Raw genomic sequence first — 14,028 nt, 5'->3', positions numbered from 1 at the left:
GGCGGAGGTAGAATCGATGGATCGAAGATGGGAAGGTTTGGGCACGCGGGTCAGGTCCAGTCTCCGCCCTCTTCTCTACACTAATTTCGGGAGGAGCGCTGTCTCATCGGATGTTGGCACAGAGGGGGGTGGCAGGGGGAGCGTTGGCCCCCCACGTCACGGGCATGAGTGCCGCATCGCCGGTGGCGGCGTGGATCACCGTGTTCGGCGTGGGTCCGCTGCAAGCGGTGAAACCAAAGGACATCGCGAACAAAATATACGCAGGGGACTGCATCGAAGCTCCTCCGTCGCGATGCTTCGCACCACGACGCGTCGACCAGTACCTCTTGGCGTGAGCAAGGGCAGTGCGGGATTTCGGTGGCTGAACGTACGCGAGATCCTGGCGCCTATGTCACGAACGTTGCCCGGGGAGGGACGCGAGGCCGTCACATCAAGCAGCACGCGCGACAGGTGCAATCACGGGTTTGCCCTGCTCGGCGCGCATCGTCGCGAGCTCGGTTGCGTAGAGCTTTCGGAGCGCTTCAATCTCGTCGGGGATGCTCTCGGCGCTGAGGCCCACCGTCGGACGCGGCGGGAGCACGCGGATCCGCACGTGGCCGGGGTCGGTGGTCCAGCGGCTCGGCGGATGTAAATCGAAGGCGCCTTCGATGACGACCGGGACGATGGGCGCGCCGCTGTCGAGCGCGAGGAAAAACGCGCCTTTCTTGAAGGGGAGCAACTCGTGTGTGCGAGCGCGTGTCCCTTCCGGCGAGATGAAGACCGTGAGCCGGTTACGCTCCATGCGCTTGCAAGCCTTGGCCATCTGCTTTCGGCTGCGGGCGCTGTTGCGCCGGTCCAGAAAAACGAAACCGCAGAGGTACATGGTGAGACCGAGGATCGGGTAGTAGAACATCTCCCGCTTGACCGCGGCGACGCTCCCGCTCGGCATGATCGACGCGATGAGGAAAGAGTCGAGCAGCGACCCGTGGTTGAACGTCGCGATCTTCATCGTGTCCGAGGAGAGGTGCTCGGCGCCCTCGACCGAGACCGTGACCCGCGCGAGCCGCAGCATCGACTTCCCCCACGTCCGCACGATCCAGGGTGACAACGTTCGCGAGAAGGCGCCGAACGTCAGGAGGGTGATCGTAGAGCCCACGATCCCGATCACGATCCCACAAATCCAGCTCGCGAGGAGCTGCCAGAACCGCCGGACGCTCATGAGTACAGTCTTTCACGCTCCTCATAGGAACATCAAGGCAAAAGCTGAACGAGGTTCAGCCCCGCGTCGACGGGTAAAAAAGAACAATCCCCGCTGGTTGCGTGCAGGTTGACGTGATCGCGGACGCGTCGCGGGCGCTGCTCGCCTTTTAGGCCAGCCCCGTCTCCTCGCTGCTCACGCTGAACCCCGCGAGCTCGCTCTTGCCAGTAGGCGGTGAGCCCGCCAAGGATTGAACCAACTTTTGCCGCTTTCTACGTTTCGTGACCGCGACATTGCCTTTGACAACCCAACAAGTGAGACGCTATGAGTCGTCATCTGTAGACGCTATGGATGGTCATCTTCGGTCCTCCGCAGCCCGAACCAGCTCCCAGGCGAGAATTCCGAGGGCATGCGCGATCCGTTCGATGTTCTGCAAGGACAGATTTCGCTCGCCGCGCTCGATGCTGCCGATGTAGGTGCGATGCAAATTGCAGCGTTCCCCGAGCTCCTCCTGGGTCAAGCCAAGGGCCTCGCGTCGCTCCCGAACGACTCGACCCATGCGCTGCTGTAGCGTCTCACTCACGGCAAAGGAGTAGTTTACGCCACTCGATGGCTTCGTCTCTACAATTTTCGTGATGAACACATAAAGGCGCCGCCCCGGGGGACCTGGAAATCCCCCGGGGCGACTTGGCCGCAACCCCGTCCGAAGCGGAGTCGCAACCCATGACAACTATCGTTCGGCCTGCATCCGCAGGGCAAGAAAGCACGGATCTGCCCGAAGGGTCCGTCGAGAGCGGATCCGATCAAGAGCCCGCGAGCATTCCGGCGGTGCTCACGCCCGACCAGCAGGAGCGCGTGCGCGTCGCGCTCCTCATGTATGCACAGGGGAAAACCCTGCATGACGTCGCGGGGGCGGTCGGCTACCCGCGCGAATACGTGCGCGCGATCCTGGAGGCAAAGCTCCACGTGACAGTTCACTTTGCCGGAGCGGTCGCCCGCGTACTCGGCACGGAGATCAGCGCCCTCACGGAGGAACGCGAACTGCCAAGCTCCTCCAAGTGATTGCATGCCTGCCCCCTGCGCGCCGGCTCGCCGCTCACGCCGTGGGTACCGTGCCGCCGTCGATGACGTACTCCGTGCCGGTGATGGATCCTGCGCGCGGTGACGCGACGAAGGCGATCAGATCAGCCACCTCGCGCGGCTTCGCGGGTCGCCCCAGCGGGATGCCGCCGAGCGAATCCATGATCATCTTCTTGCCCCCCTCGTAGTCGGTGCCTGCCTGGGCGGCGAGGCGCTCGGCGAGGCGCACGGACGCCTCCGTCTCTACCCAGCCTGGCGACACGCGCACGACGCGAATGCCCTTCGGACTCACCTCCTTCGAGAGCGCCTTGCTGTAGGTCGAGAGCGCTGCTTTCGCGGCCGCGTAGGCGGTGGTCGACTCGGGCAGTGGCAGTTCATGCTGAATCGACGTGACGTGCACGATGACGCCCGACCCCTGCGCCAGCATTGACGGCAAGAGTGCGCGGTCGAGCCGCACGGCAGGCATCAGGTTGAGGTCGAGCTCTTTCTTCCACTCGTCATCCCCCAGCGCAGCGAAGCCGCCCGCAGGCGCGCTCGAGCCTCCGAGGACGTGCACCAGGATGTCGACGCCGCCGAGATACGCGAGCGCCTCACGCGCGACGAGCGCGCAGCCTTCTGCGGTGGTGGCGTCAGCCGCGACGAAGTGCACACCGTCCGCGTCGCTCGGCGCCGAGCGAGCGGTAGCGACGACGCGGGCCCCTGCGTCTCGAAGCGCGTTCACGACTGCCGCGCCGATGCCCTTGGTGCCGCCCGTGACGAGCGCGCGTCGATTCTGAAGTTCGAGGTCGAAGCTCATGGCGTGATCTCCAGCCGGGCGATCAGATCGCCCGCGAGGGTGAAGCGGTAGCGAAGCTCGATGGAGCTCCCCGGAAAGTTGCCCGTCACCTTCGCGCGGACCGTGGTGCACGCGCCGTCCGTCTCTGCCGCGAGCAGCTCGGTGTTGAACGAGAATTTTGCGGTGGCATCGGCGTTCCAGGCCGCGATGGCAGCGCGACCGCGATGCTCGTGTCGCTCGTCCACGACGAGGGCGTCCTCGGTGAAACACCGGGCTACGGCCTGCGAGTCGGTCGTCTCGTTGGCGAAGTAGCTCGCGATCGGCGCCGGCAGATCGAGAGAGCTCGTGGGGTTCGTTTGCATATCCCCTCCTTTAAGGAGTAGATTTCGATTGCGCAAGAACGCACCAAAAAGTGGGGTACATACCTTTGGGTAAGCATGACCATCACACGCCCGCATCAGCGGCCAGCGGCATCGAGGACGCCATCCAGATGCTCGAGGGTCGTTGGAAGCTGGTGATTCTTTTCCACCTGTTCGGCGGCAAGAAGCTGCGGTTCTCCGAGCTGGAGCGTGCCATCCCGGCCGTCTCGCAGAAAATGCTGAGCCAGCAGCTTCGGCAGCTCGAGCAGGACGGCATCGTCGCGCGCATCGTCCACGCGCAGGTGCCGCCCAAGGTCGAGTACCACCTGACCGACTGGGGCCAGTCGCTGTGCCCCGCGCTCGACGAACTGCTCACTTGGGCCGAGAAGCGCCCAACGCCGAAGCGCCAGCGCCGCTCGCCGAGGAGTAGTCAGTAACGTTCGCCGCGCGTGTGCATCTTCGATGACGGATTCTGGGCGTTCAAGGTCCCGTCGATGCATGATCAGCAGTTTCACCGGGCACACGAGTGTGGTCGGGCCAAACCAGGAGGGACCATCTTGCGGATTTCCCGCGCTTCCTGGTAGCCTCGGTTCGTCCGAGGATCGATGCGCCGCGCCTACGCAGACCTGCTGACGCTTGCCCTGGTGATGCTCGCGCCGCCCGCGATGGCCGACGATGCGCCAGCGGCGCCGCGCGTCGCGTTTCGGCTCGAGTACGCCGCGCCCCCCGGAGCGAAGTGCCCCGCAAGCTCCGCCCTCGCGGAGCTGACGAGCGCGAAGTTCCGGTACGACGCCTTCCCCGACGCGGCGCGCGCGTCCCTCTCCGTGACGGTGCGCCGCGCCGCTGGACGCCTGGAGGCCGCGCTCGTCGCGCGAGACGATCAGGGCGCGATCCAATGGGAGGAGACCGCGACCCCGCGGTGGAAGTGCGACGAGCTCGTCGAGGACGTCGCGCTCATGATCTACGCGCGGTTCATGACGCCCAAGGGCGAGACGCCGGAGGCGTGGACGCTCCTGGTCTCGCCGTCGCCTCCGGTGGTCCCCGAGACGCCAAAGGCCCCGCCGCCTCCGGTGGCTCCGGCACCAGAGCCCCCCCTGGCGGCGCCGCTTCCACAGCTCCGTCAACGGTCCCGAGACGAGCTTGCGCCGTTTCTGGATGTTCCGGCTCCTCCTGACAACGCTCCGCCCTTCCGTACCGAGCTCTCGGCGGCGTTCGTCGTGGCGCCTCTCGATACGCCGGGCGTTGCCTTGGGCGGGGCTTTTCAAGTCGCCCTGCGGTGGCCGTGGTTCTCTCTCGGCGTCGAGCTGCGCGGCGTGGTCGATCACCGCGGGGACCTGGACGACGTGCCCGTCCGAACGTGGCTTGCGACCGGGAGCGCCCTGCCGTGCCTCGTGATCCGAGAACGCGGACGCGTCTGTGCTCCCATCGCTGGTGGATTTTATCAAGTCGCCTTGGACGACACCTTGGAAGTCCGAACCGACGCAGCCCAGCCGTTTGGCGGCGTGGGACTGCGTGGATCCTACGACCTGCCGCTTTCCCAGCACGTTGCGCTGCGCGGGTATGCTGAGGTCCTCTTCAAACTGCGCGGAGCCAACGCGGAGTACACGTCTACCGCCTCACCAGCAGCGCGCATACTCTGGACGACACCTGGCTTATTACCATCTGTAGGTATAGGTGTGACATGGAACCCGTGAATGTTCGTCGAGCGCTCTTGTTCGTCCTCGTTCTGATGCCGCTGGCGTGCGGGAATGGGACGATATCCATCTACGAGAAGGGCGACGGGGGCCCGGAGGGGGGAGATGCTGGGGCAAACGATGCCGGCGCAGACGACGCCGGAGACGGCGGCATGGAAGCCAAAATCTGCACCGGCCAGTGCGTCCCCTTCCGGCCCCTCGGATGGAGCGAGCCGATCCTCGTGGCGAGGACGCCAGGCGCTGCCGTCGAGTGCCCGCCCGAGGCACCTCACCACCACTTCACCAAGTACGCCGATCTCGTCGCGGGGCCGCTCGCCTGCAACTGCGCCTGCAAGCCGTCGACCGGCTCGTGCACACTTCCGGCGACGATGACGGCCGCGAACGCCGCGTGCGGCACGCCCGACGCGGTCCCCACGTCCTTCGATCCCCCGGCCGACTGGGACGGGAGCTGCTCGAGCTCCAACGCGATCGCCGCCGGGAAACTGTGCGGCGGCAAGCCGTGCGTCGAGTCGCTCACGATCGGGCCGATGGAGGCCGTGGACGAGGGCTGCGAGGTCGACGAGCTCGAGATCCTCACCGGGCAGGGCGACGAGCCGACGTGGGGTCTCACCGTGGTCGCCTGCGAAGGTTACCCGGAGAGCGGGGAGGGGGGATGCGGGGCGGGCGGGAAGTGCGCCCCCGCGCCTGCGCCGCCGCCAGAGTTTCGCGTTTGCGTATATAAGGAGGACGATGTCCCCTGCGAGGGGGAGAACTACACCGATCGGCTCGTCGTCTATACCGGGTTCGACGACAAACGAGGATGTACCGCATGCGAGTGTTTGCCCGAGGTCGAGGGCAGCATGTGCACGGCGATGGCCTCGATCTACAAGGATGATGCGTGCGTCGATCCTCTGCTCCTCGGGTACCCGATCTCGTCCCTCAAGGAAGCATGCTTCGACGTGAGCCTCGTGGGCCCGGCCCTCGGGAGCAAGTCGATCTCGAACGTCACGTACCACGCGGGCGCGTGTCAGCCGGCCGGCGGGGAACCGATCGGGGAAGTGGAGGCGCTTCGCCCCTCGACGATCTGCTGCCGTCCGAAGGACAAGTGACGATTTGGGTGTCCCTCTCGGGCGCTCATCCCAATTGATAGAACGTGACCCGAGAATTCGACACCCAAGGTGATCCTCGCGAGCAACTCGCGCAGCTTGCGCTCCGCGTGCCTGGATGGTTGGCCCGTCTCCCCCCGCCCTGGGGGCCCGTTCGGCCGGCGGACGTGGGAGACCTTGCGCAAGAGGTGCTGACGGCGGCCGTCGCAAGTTTGCCGCGGTACGATCCGGCGAAGGGGGCGATGGCTGTCTGGCTCTATACGATCACGCTGCGGATGGCGCGCGATCGGTACAAGCGCGACCAGTATCGAGGAGGATTTTCCGCAGAGGCGGACATAGCAACAGCGCCGAGCGGCGCGCGGAACCCCGAGGAGGCCATGGCGACAGCGCAGTACGAGCGACTCGTGCACGAGACCATCGGGGAGATGGATGCGGATCTTCGTGACGTGCTGACGGCCGTCGAGCTCGGGGAGCTGAGCCACGAGGAGACGGCGCAGTTGGTCGGCGTTTCGAAGCGGACCGTGAAGGATCGCCTCGAGCGCGCGCGGGAGGATTTCACGCGGCGGATCAAGAGGAAGATGCGCGACAACGGCATGGTCGTGCTGCCTTTCGCGGTGGACGGGCTGTTCGCGTTCCTTCGCGCGCGCACGGAGCACGTGCCGGAGGAGCTGCGGGAGCGGCTGCGTGCGATCGTCGAGCAGGGACCGGGATCGACGAGGCCAGAAGCGCCCGCGGCGGTGCCGGGCGCCGAGCCTCCGGCGACGGTGCCGGCTGCGCCGGACGTGGGGTCGTTTCTCGGAGGAAACATCACGGGCGGGATTGTCGGAGGGGTCCTCGTTTATCTCCTCATGCGTCCCGCGGTGGTCGTGCCCGAGGCCACGAGGAGCCACCTCGACGAGCGTATTCCCCCGGCTGTTGCCGCTTTGCCGGTGACAGCGGCCCCGCATCCCGCGCAGCCTCCGAGCGCTCCGAGCTCCATTCCGCGTCCTGCGGATCCGGTCACCGAAGCTCGGGCCTTGCTGGATCGGGCGGTGGGCGCGTTGGAGCAGGGCGACGTCGTAGACGCCCGCGCGGCGTTCGAGCGCTACGATCGTCGGTTCCCGTCGAACCCGCTGCCCAAGGTGAGGGCGTTCGTCCTCGGCGAGCTCGTGAGGGCCGAGCGACGCGCAACCTCTCCATGGTAAGTATCTTTCATGGCGCTCATCAGGAGAGGGATGCCTTGCGCGCTCTGCAGAGCGCCGCTGCTCGAGGGACAGCCGATCTTCGCCACCTCAGGTGTGTGGCTCCCGCCGGAGGATCCGCTCCATCGTTACTGCGATGCGGCGATGCACTGGAGCTGCTATGCCGCGTGGCCCCAACGTCCGCGCTTCGCCCGCGTCCACGTCGAAGCCTGGGTCAAGGGGGATGACCAGGACATCTGGTCGGCAGCGGTCCATTTGGACGACGTGGTCTTCGTGACGAGATCGCTACAGAGCAACCGCATATCGGTCCTGCTGTTCGAGACCGGCACCGGGCACGTCGTGACCGTCGAGAACTGGGAAGCGTGGCTCGGCGGCGGTGTGGCTGACGCGTATGCCGGCCTGCACCCGCTGCTCGACGCGGCCCTGGCCGAGGCGAGGGCGCGCCTCTCGCGGGCGCTCCCCACGGTGGCCGCCATCGAGGCCGCGGTGAGCCCGCGGAAGCGCGCGCTCGTCGCGGAGGAATGGGAGCGTGGCCTGCGCCAACAGGCGGAGATGAAGCGGTATGACGACGCGCTCGACGTGATGGCCGAAGCCGCCGCGCGGGAGGGCCTCGCGTGCCCACAATGCCGCGTCGTCCGGAACGACTACAAGCTCTCCCACAAGAACCGCGAGAAGCGTTATCTGCAATGCCGCCGTTGCGGGCATCGCTTCGGTCCCGACGGTCCGGTGCTGCGCTGACCACACCCCGCCGCGCTCCCTGATTCACTTTTTGGTGTCCCTCCGGGGCGACCAACCCAATTTTATCCATGTGCGCGCCAGAAGGCGACGCACGTAGCCGAAAAACGTCCCGCAGAAGGGGGCGATGGGGATGCTTTCTCTGGGCACACGTTTCCATCGCCCTCTCCTGGGGGGCGTTTGTCGCCTTGGGTCGGCGATAGGGAGGAACCATGAACGCCCTTCGGGACGTCGACGATGACGCAGCAACTACCGTGATGGATCGCTCGGCGTTACCGCCGCAGAGCGGGACGCGGATGAGCGTGGCGCACTCCGAGCCGCCGCGCGATACGATCGTGGATCCGCCTTCCTCATGGAGCCGCGTTCGAGCCTTCGTGGGCGCTATGGTCCTCCGCGTCCGCGAGCGCTTCCGCAAGGCTCGCCTCTCGGATCGCCTTCCACCGATACCGCCTTCGCGATCTGCGCGAGCGACCCGCGTCTCGGCGGGCGCCGTCGCTCACGACGAGCGCGGGGAGCTGCTCCTGCTCGAGCTCATGCGCGTGGACGCGGCCTACCAGGATGCGGCGATCTACATCGCAAACTACGCGGGAGCGCTTCGAAGGCTCGGGGACGACGCGTATGCCGAGGGGCTCCTGCACTTCGCGCTGTCTCGGATGCGCGCGGACGCGGACGGGTTCGTCTCCGTCGCACGTCTGCGTGATCGGCTTCCGGAGTTGTCGTATTCGGGAGCGCTCGTGCCCGCGCTGCTTCGGCTGCAAGGTGGCGGCATCGTGTCGCTCACGTCGAGCGAGGGCGCTTCGCGACCCGAGCGGGTGCAGCTTCGGATCCCGTTGTGAGTGCAGGGAAGGAGGTTGAAAACAATGGCGACTCTACCGACCGAGCTCGTGTTCGCGAGTGATGGCACGATGTACGTCTGCATCGAGGACGAGCCGCCTCCGGGGCGGCGCGTGTTCGTCGGGTACGCGTTGACGGCCGAGGAATGCGCGCAGTACGGGACGCGGGGCTTGCTCGGGTGGGCGTCTCTCCAGACCGTCGCGCTCGGGAGCGACGGCCGCGTGTACGTCGAGGAGTGCGCGATCGATGCTGCGGGGCGCAAGGTGTTCCGTGGGTACGCCATGACCGACGAGGAGGCCGGGCGAGCCTTCGAGGAGTTCCATCGGATGGCGTTCAACCTGACGGTCGCCGCGATGCGGACGAAGTAGGGCTTGTGCGACGCCGGAAGGAAGCCGTGAAGAAGGATTATCCCCCTCGCGAGGATGCTCGACGCACTCGACGGGTGGTCTCAGGGCATGCTTGGAGCCGCCTCCCTCGGCGGCGCAGCGCCAGGCATGGGCAACCGATACGCGGCGCGCCTTGGCCGTCGCCGACGTGCTCGCGGTGCTGATCCCTATCGTGCGGCCTGAGCTGCTGAAGTCCAGGCCAGGAGCCCCGCTGGAGCCCGCGGACGTGCGGAGGATCCTCGACGTGCTCGACGCGTGGGCTGCGGGCGTCCTGGCTCCGGTTGGCGAGGCGCACGCCAAGGGCAGGCTCGATCGCATGATGGCGGTCGCGGACGTGATCCGGACGCTCGTGGGGCTCGTCCGGCCCGAGGTGAAGGCGGCTTCGCGGGGTTGAAAGGGTAGGGCGACCGTTTCCAAAATCACAACAAGCGAGGACCGGCCTTCGGCGTTGTGTGTCGAAGCAACAAGACGGTACAATTGGCCTTGACTGGCAGGAGATACTCTGGGCAGGGACATGGGGCGCATGGATCTTGCGGCAGACAGACTCACTTTGGCGGGAAAGCGAACCAGCCTGAAGAGGAACCCAACGCTCGTCTCTGCTCTTGAAAGCATCGCGGCTGAACTGCGTCTAGACGCTAAGCGACCTCCCAAAAGCGCGGGTATAGACAGTTGGTACCCCTACTACGCTGGCTTCTCGACAAAGTTTGCGTTCGATGTATTAAGAGCTGCGCCACTCAAGCCCGGGGCGCGAGTGTTAGACCCTTGGAACGGTAGCGGCACAACGACCTACGCCGCGAGCCGAATCGGGCTCAATAGCATCGGGTTCGACATCAACCCCGTTGCGAATCTCGTCGCACAGGCAAAAGTGGTTCACCCCGACGATGCAACAAAAGGCACAGACATAGCCTATCGCATCGCAACTGAGGCCAAGTTATGCGCTTATGAGCCGCGTGGAGATGACCCACTTGCCCCATGGCTCGCTCCGCGGGCGGTTGCGTCCTACCGCATCCTGGAGCGGCTGATTCTATCCAAGTTGGCGAGTACAAGCGGCGGGCGCGTTGTTCGCTCGACCGCCGTGACGCTCCCGCCTCGTGCGTCCTTCATGTTACTTGCCCTAATGCGAGCTGCACGAGCAATCGCTTCCCTGAAGACGACAACAAACCCGACTTGGATTCGTCCCGGTATCAATGCAGATGGGGATACGAGATTGGCAGAGGGATGGATCGCCATGGTCGAGCGAATGTGTGCTGATATCCGCTCCTCCGACCCTCCGTTGAGCCGAACTAGGACAGGCCTCCGAGATGCGCGCAACCTCAAACTCGGGGACTCATCGGTAGACTTTGTTCTTACCTCTCCGCCCTATTGCACACGCATTGACTACGTGGTCAATACCTCGTTCGAACTCGCGGCTCTTAGCATAGCGGTAACCGACACACGCTTCCATTCGTTACGCATGCGCACGATGGGTAGTCCCATAGTTCCCAAGGGGCCGCCTGAGCCAGTTCCTGCAACTTGGCCCTTAGGAGTGCGGAAAGTGTTGGAACTGGTCAAGTCGCATCCTAGCCGAGACTCGCGTTCGTATTACTACAAAACATACCGCACCTACTTTGCCCACTGCATGAAGGCGCTATGCGAACTACAGCGTGTACTAAAGCCGGGCGGGGCCGCAGTGCTGGTCGTGCAAAGCTCATATTACAAGGATGTGTGCATAGACTTGCCGGAATTATATGTTGAGATCGGTCGCGGTTTGGGGCTCTATGGCCGCGTCCTGAGCGAGGTACGACTAACGAGGTACCTGGCGCAGATAAACTCAAAGTCTGCAAGGTACGGGGAGAAGGATGGGTATCGGGAAGCTGTGGTAATACTAGGAAAGTAGCTGACTGATCGCCTCTTCGCTGCACACCAGGCTGGTTGCGAGGTACGCGCGATGCTCAGCCGCTTCGCGAACTAGGTCTCCAACACGATCCATGAGCTCGCGCACCAGCTCCGCATCCCTCATCACATCGTCAACGGTGTGTGGCGAAGATCTACCACCGTGAGCAATTGAATTGCGTCGGTTCACGAGTGCGTCTAATGCGCGCTTCCTGTCGGTCAGGTGCTCACATCTGAGGCAGAGAAGAGTGCACAGTTCAGCAAACACATCGAAATTGAGATTCGACTTCGTGTTTATGCGCTTCTCATCGCTCCGCATAATGATGTGGTTACTCAGACCGTCCAGGATGCGTCGAACGAACGAAACGCGCCCCTCCACGCCACCCTTACCGCTCAGCCTCTGGAACTGCCCAGACCAGGCGAATGCGAGCATGTGGGGATGCATGTCCGCCTGCTTGGCCCCACATTTAGACACGTGCTCAATGTACATCTCGAAGCACTCTTTGACACAACCTTCCCATTGTGCGTACAGCATCGGTATAGCCATACTTGTGCACGTCGACAGGTAGATAGTGTGCTCCACCTCCTGTACCGTGCGGATCACCATGGTCACGGCCTCACGACGCCTCTCGATCGCGAGGTCCAGTTCCTCGATGAAGTTCCGGAGCGCAGTGGCCAAGGCAAAGACTCCTTCCGTTAGGCCTTGTGTGAGCGGCGTTTCCCAGCAGGCTTCTTGGTCGTTCCCCCCGCTCCCAGTATCTGAAAGCAAACTGCAAATCGCGCTAGAGTCCTCGGTTTCGTGTTCGCGCCAGGTCCGGTGTTCTTGATGAACTCCGGATTTGTCTTCACGTCAACGCAACGCTGCCGCAATTCCTCCAGGGTGAGCCGTTCGATTATATCGATATTTCGAGCCACTCCTACAGACAGGACATCGAAGAGGTACACTGAGAATGCGCCCCTGTGGCGGCCGTCGCGGTAGTGGCGCCACGCGTCATCGCTTAGTGCGCCGCCCAGCAGATCAAAAGTGCGCCGAAACGTGCGGGCCTCTTCGGTTCGCTCGAAGGGACGCTTCCCTTCCAGCACTCCCCGCACGTAATCTGTGATGAACGGCTCGACATCATGATCGAACTCCTCCGCTGCATTCTTCATCGTGAAGTAACGCAGGACCAGACCGCGATCGAACATGCTGTCTCTTTGGAGTTCTGAGAGTCCGAGGTTGTCCGCGAAACTCTGGTGCCGTGCGAGGTCGTCGACCCAGTCCATGAATCCTGGGTCTGTCGCCCGAAAGATACAGTTTCGAATCTCTTGGTGCGTAAGTACAGCACCTCCGGTGTTGAGCCGCTCGAACACCTCGTACTTCATCTTGTTCTTGCTGCCAACCTTGATGACTTCAACGCGACAGCTCGCTCGTTTGATGGTCATCTTGGATCGATAGCTCAGATCCTCGAAGGTAAACCCATCCAGCCCCGCGAGAAGCATACGAGGGCTTGGAACCTCAAGCTTCGAGGGGGGTTTGATGTTACCGTCTGGATCTCGCAACAGCCCCATGAACTCGAGGACTGTCGAGATACGCTGCAAGCCATCGACGAGCTCCCAACGACCATGGTCGTCTTCCGCTACGAATATCGCGGGAGTAGGAATTCCCAACAACATCGTTTCGACAAATCGTGTCTTTTGGCCGATGTTCCACCGAAAGAGTCTCTGATACTCAGGCGAGATCTTGAGCTCCCCGCCCTCATACATCGTCGCAAGCTCACCGTACGTGATGTCTAGCTTGTCCGTGCGGATCGTGTTGCGGGTGGCATCGATGTGCTTGTCTAACTCCAGTGCGCTGATGGTCATATTGCGAGTATCGGGGAAGACGTGGCGGCAAGCAAGAGCCATGTGGAGTTACTGCGGGGGGGCCCTATCGCGCAGAGATCATCATCAGACTCTCGGCGGCTGCTCTGGCCACGAGCGCGAGCGAGCGCCGGTAGGCGCGGGCCTTGGTGGTGACGCGCTCGGCGGTGAGGGTGAACTCCTTGGGCAAGGTCCCAGCCGGTGGAAGGACCCGTCAGCGCGGGGAGGACGAACTTCGTCGTGATGTCGCGTTCGGTGAGGTCCCTCCTGTTCATGGCCAGGTGGCGGCCAGGTTACGGGATGATGGTCAACGGGGACAGGGTGGATGGACACCTTAAAAGGTGGAATCAGGGAGCGCGACGGGATCGCTCCGCCCTCGTTCCTCGGTCCCCTCTCCCGGGCAGCGCCGGTCAGACGTGCAGTCAGCGAGTAACTCGCAGTGCATGAGTACCTGGGGCAGCGCCCACCGTCCCGAGGGCCTTCATCCAGCCAGAGAAATGTCCCTGCTGGTGAGACGACGGTGGTCTTGGCCCGAGGCCCGGTCACGTGCGGGCGGGCAAGCGGAGAAACGTGGGTGCTTGACATGTTCGCAGTTTGCTGGATAGGCTGATCACACGCTAGCGCCAAACCACGAGCCCGCTGGGAAGCACCGATGGTACCTAGACCGAGAATTTACATCAGCTCACCGATGGCGAAGAACTTGGCTCCCGATCAGCTAGCAGTCAAAGATGAGCTCATTCGGCGAGTTATCTCAGCAGGCTTCGATCCCCAGGAATTCCACGTGAGGGGACTGCCAAGCGGCGACAGTTGGAGTTTCGACAGATCAAGGCGGCTAATGTCTCGTTGCCATGGTGCCATCGTCCTTGCGTTTGAGCAGTGGCAAGACGGAACGTGTCAACGCGAACGAGACAGCGCCGTCGTGAATTCTATGAGGGTGCGGCTACAACAGCGGCAGCTCGCGCCTCGCGTCGCGGCGTCTTCGCCGCGGCGTGAGGCGCACTCTGGTTTCTG

At 63.9% G+C, this 14,028-nt stretch carries 17 protein-coding genes; 10 read left to right on the top strand and 7 right to left on the bottom strand.

The features are described from left to right. Window positions 1-430 precede the first annotated feature (430 nt). Window positions 431-1,198, bottom strand: coding sequence for a lysophospholipid acyltransferase family protein (locus tag GF068_RS42860; protein WP_153825364.1), 768 nt, complete (start codon window positions 1,196-1,198; stop codon window positions 431-433). A gap of 334 nt (window positions 1,199-1,532) precedes the next feature. Further along, window positions 1,533-1,736, bottom strand: coding sequence for a helix-turn-helix domain-containing protein (locus tag GF068_RS42855; protein ID WP_153825365.1), 204 nt, complete (start codon window positions 1,734-1,736; stop codon window positions 1,533-1,535). A 269-nt stretch (window positions 1,737-2,005) separates the two neighbouring features. Between GF068_RS42855 and GF068_RS42850 the strand changes: the two genes are divergently transcribed. After that, window positions 2,006-2,239 carry a helix-turn-helix domain-containing protein gene (locus GF068_RS42850; RefSeq protein ID WP_153825363.1) on the top strand — a complete coding sequence of 78 codons (234 nt, stop codon included), beginning with the start codon at window positions 2,006-2,008 and terminating at the stop codon, window positions 2,237-2,239. Between the two features lie 34 nt (window positions 2,240-2,273). On the opposite strand, the gene GF068_RS42845 is transcribed toward GF068_RS42850, so the two are convergent. Both GF068_RS42845 and GF068_RS42840 read right to left on the bottom strand, forming a co-directional pair. Beyond that, the gene (locus GF068_RS42845; RefSeq protein WP_153825362.1) at window positions 2,274-3,053 is read right to left on the bottom strand and encodes an SDR family oxidoreductase; all 780 of its coding nucleotides are present in this window, start codon (window positions 3,051-3,053) and stop codon (window positions 2,274-2,276) included. Beyond that, window positions 3,050-3,394, bottom strand: a complete 345-nt coding sequence (locus GF068_RS42840) for a nuclear transport factor 2 family protein (protein ID WP_153825361.1) — start codon at window positions 3,392-3,394, stop codon at window positions 3,050-3,052. Before GF068_RS42840 ends, GF068_RS42845 begins: the two co-directional genes overlap by 4 nt. A gap of 50 nt (window positions 3,395-3,444) precedes the next feature. Here GF068_RS42840 and GF068_RS42835 point away from each other — a divergent pair, with 50 nt between their 5' ends. The 9 genes from GF068_RS42835 to GF068_RS47570 all read left to right on the top strand — a co-directional run bounded on the left by GF068_RS42835 (window position 3,445) and on the right by GF068_RS47570 (window position 11,182). Next, entirely contained in the window at window positions 3,445-3,828 is a 384-nt protein-coding gene (locus GF068_RS42835; protein WP_420814186.1) for a winged helix-turn-helix transcriptional regulator, read from the top strand. Window positions 3,829-3,996: 168 nt separating this feature from the next. After that, a complete protein-coding gene (locus GF068_RS42830) occupies window positions 3,997-5,085 on the top strand; it encodes a hypothetical protein (RefSeq protein ID WP_153825359.1) in 1,089 nt (362 codons plus the stop codon). Further along, window positions 5,073-6,173, top strand: a complete 1,101-nt coding sequence (locus GF068_RS42825; protein ID WP_153825358.1) for a hypothetical protein — start codon at window positions 5,073-5,075, stop codon at window positions 6,171-6,173. Before GF068_RS42830 ends, GF068_RS42825 begins: the two co-directional genes overlap by 13 nt. A 44-nt stretch (window positions 6,174-6,217) precedes the next feature. Further along, a complete protein-coding gene (locus GF068_RS42820; protein ID WP_338046794.1) occupies window positions 6,218-7,354 on the top strand; it encodes an RNA polymerase sigma factor in 1,137 nt (378 codons plus the stop codon). Between the two features lie 9 nt (window positions 7,355-7,363). Continuing rightward, a complete protein-coding gene (locus tag GF068_RS42815; RefSeq protein ID WP_153825356.1) occupies window positions 7,364-8,089 on the top strand; it encodes a hypothetical protein in 726 nt (241 codons plus the stop codon). Window positions 8,090-8,298: 209 nt separating this feature from the next. Continuing rightward, entirely contained in the window at window positions 8,299-8,922 is a 624-nt protein-coding gene (locus GF068_RS42810; RefSeq protein WP_153825355.1) for a hypothetical protein, read from the top strand. 24 nt (window positions 8,923-8,946) lie between these two features. Next, window positions 8,947-9,288 (top strand): hypothetical protein, encoded by a 342-nt coding sequence (locus GF068_RS42805; RefSeq protein ID WP_153825354.1) that lies wholly within the window; start codon window positions 8,947-8,949, stop codon window positions 9,286-9,288. Between the two features lie 151 nt (window positions 9,289-9,439). Beyond that, the gene (locus tag GF068_RS42800; RefSeq protein ID WP_153825353.1) at window positions 9,440-9,700 is read left to right on the top strand and encodes a hypothetical protein; all 261 of its coding nucleotides are present in this window, start codon (window positions 9,440-9,442) and stop codon (window positions 9,698-9,700) included. Window positions 9,701-9,820: 120 nt separating this feature from the next. After that, window positions 9,821-11,182, top strand: a complete 1,362-nt coding sequence (locus GF068_RS47570; RefSeq protein WP_153825352.1) for a DNA methyltransferase — start codon at window positions 9,821-9,823, stop codon at window positions 11,180-11,182. Here the strand turns inward: GF068_RS47570 and GF068_RS42790 are convergent. From GF068_RS42790 to GF068_RS46790, 3 genes are all read right to left on the bottom strand, one after another. Continuing rightward, window positions 11,171-11,857, bottom strand: a complete 687-nt coding sequence (locus GF068_RS42790) for an MAE_28990/MAE_18760 family HEPN-like nuclease (protein WP_153825351.1) — start codon at window positions 11,855-11,857, stop codon at window positions 11,171-11,173. The genes GF068_RS47570 and GF068_RS42790 overlap by 12 nt on opposite strands. 17 nt (window positions 11,858-11,874) lie before the next feature. After that, window positions 11,875-13,020, bottom strand: a complete 1,146-nt coding sequence (locus tag GF068_RS42785) for a DUF262 domain-containing protein (RefSeq protein WP_170320052.1) — start codon at window positions 13,018-13,020, stop codon at window positions 11,875-11,877. A gap of 64 nt (window positions 13,021-13,084) precedes the next feature. Beyond that, the gene (locus tag GF068_RS46790; protein WP_275939365.1) at window positions 13,085-13,207 is read right to left on the bottom strand and encodes a hypothetical protein; all 123 of its coding nucleotides are present in this window, start codon (window positions 13,205-13,207) and stop codon (window positions 13,085-13,087) included. Window positions 13,208-14,028 lie beyond the last annotated feature (821 nt).

It is taken from the genome of Polyangium spumosum (assembly GCF_009649845.1).
Taxonomy (GTDB): domain Bacteria; phylum Myxococcota_A; class Polyangia; order Polyangiales; family Polyangiaceae; genus Polyangium; species Polyangium spumosum.
The sequence above is the reverse complement of the archived record's forward strand: the minus strand, read 5'-3'. Positions and strand labels throughout refer to the sequence as shown.

Excerpts from the sequence above, each read along its gene's own strand:
- GF068_RS42860 (WP_153825364.1), bottom strand. The coding sequence starts at position 1,198 with ATGAGCGTCCGGCGGTTCTGGCAGCTCCTCGCGAGCTGGATTTGTGGG.
- GF068_RS42855 (WP_153825365.1), bottom strand. The coding sequence starts at position 1,736 with ATGGGTCGAGTCGTTCGGGAGCGACGCGAGGCCCTTGGCTTGACCCAG.
- GF068_RS42845 (WP_153825362.1), bottom strand. The coding sequence starts at position 3,053 with ATGAGCTTCGACCTCGAACTTCAGAATCGACGCGCGCTCGTCACGGGC.
- GF068_RS42840 (WP_153825361.1), bottom strand. The coding sequence starts at position 3,394 with ATGCAAACGAACCCCACGAGCTCTCTCGATCTGCCGGCGCCGATCGCG.
- GF068_RS42830 (WP_153825359.1), top strand. The coding sequence starts at position 3,997 with ATGCGCCGCGCCTACGCAGACCTGCTGACGCTTGCCCTGGTGATGCTC.
- GF068_RS42825 (WP_153825358.1), top strand. The coding sequence starts at position 5,073 with ATGGAACCCGTGAATGTTCGTCGAGCGCTCTTGTTCGTCCTCGTTCTG.
- GF068_RS42815 (WP_153825356.1), top strand. The coding sequence starts at position 7,364 with ATGGCGCTCATCAGGAGAGGGATGCCTTGCGCGCTCTGCAGAGCGCCG.
- GF068_RS42810 (WP_153825355.1), top strand. The coding sequence starts at position 8,299 with ATGAACGCCCTTCGGGACGTCGACGATGACGCAGCAACTACCGTGATG.
- GF068_RS42805 (WP_153825354.1), top strand. The coding sequence starts at position 8,947 with ATGGCGACTCTACCGACCGAGCTCGTGTTCGCGAGTGATGGCACGATG.
- GF068_RS47570 (WP_153825352.1), top strand. The coding sequence starts at position 9,821 with ATGGGGCGCATGGATCTTGCGGCAGACAGACTCACTTTGGCGGGAAAG.
- GF068_RS42785 (WP_170320052.1), bottom strand. The coding sequence starts at position 13,020 with ATGACCATCAGCGCACTGGAGTTAGACAAGCACATCGATGCCACCCGC.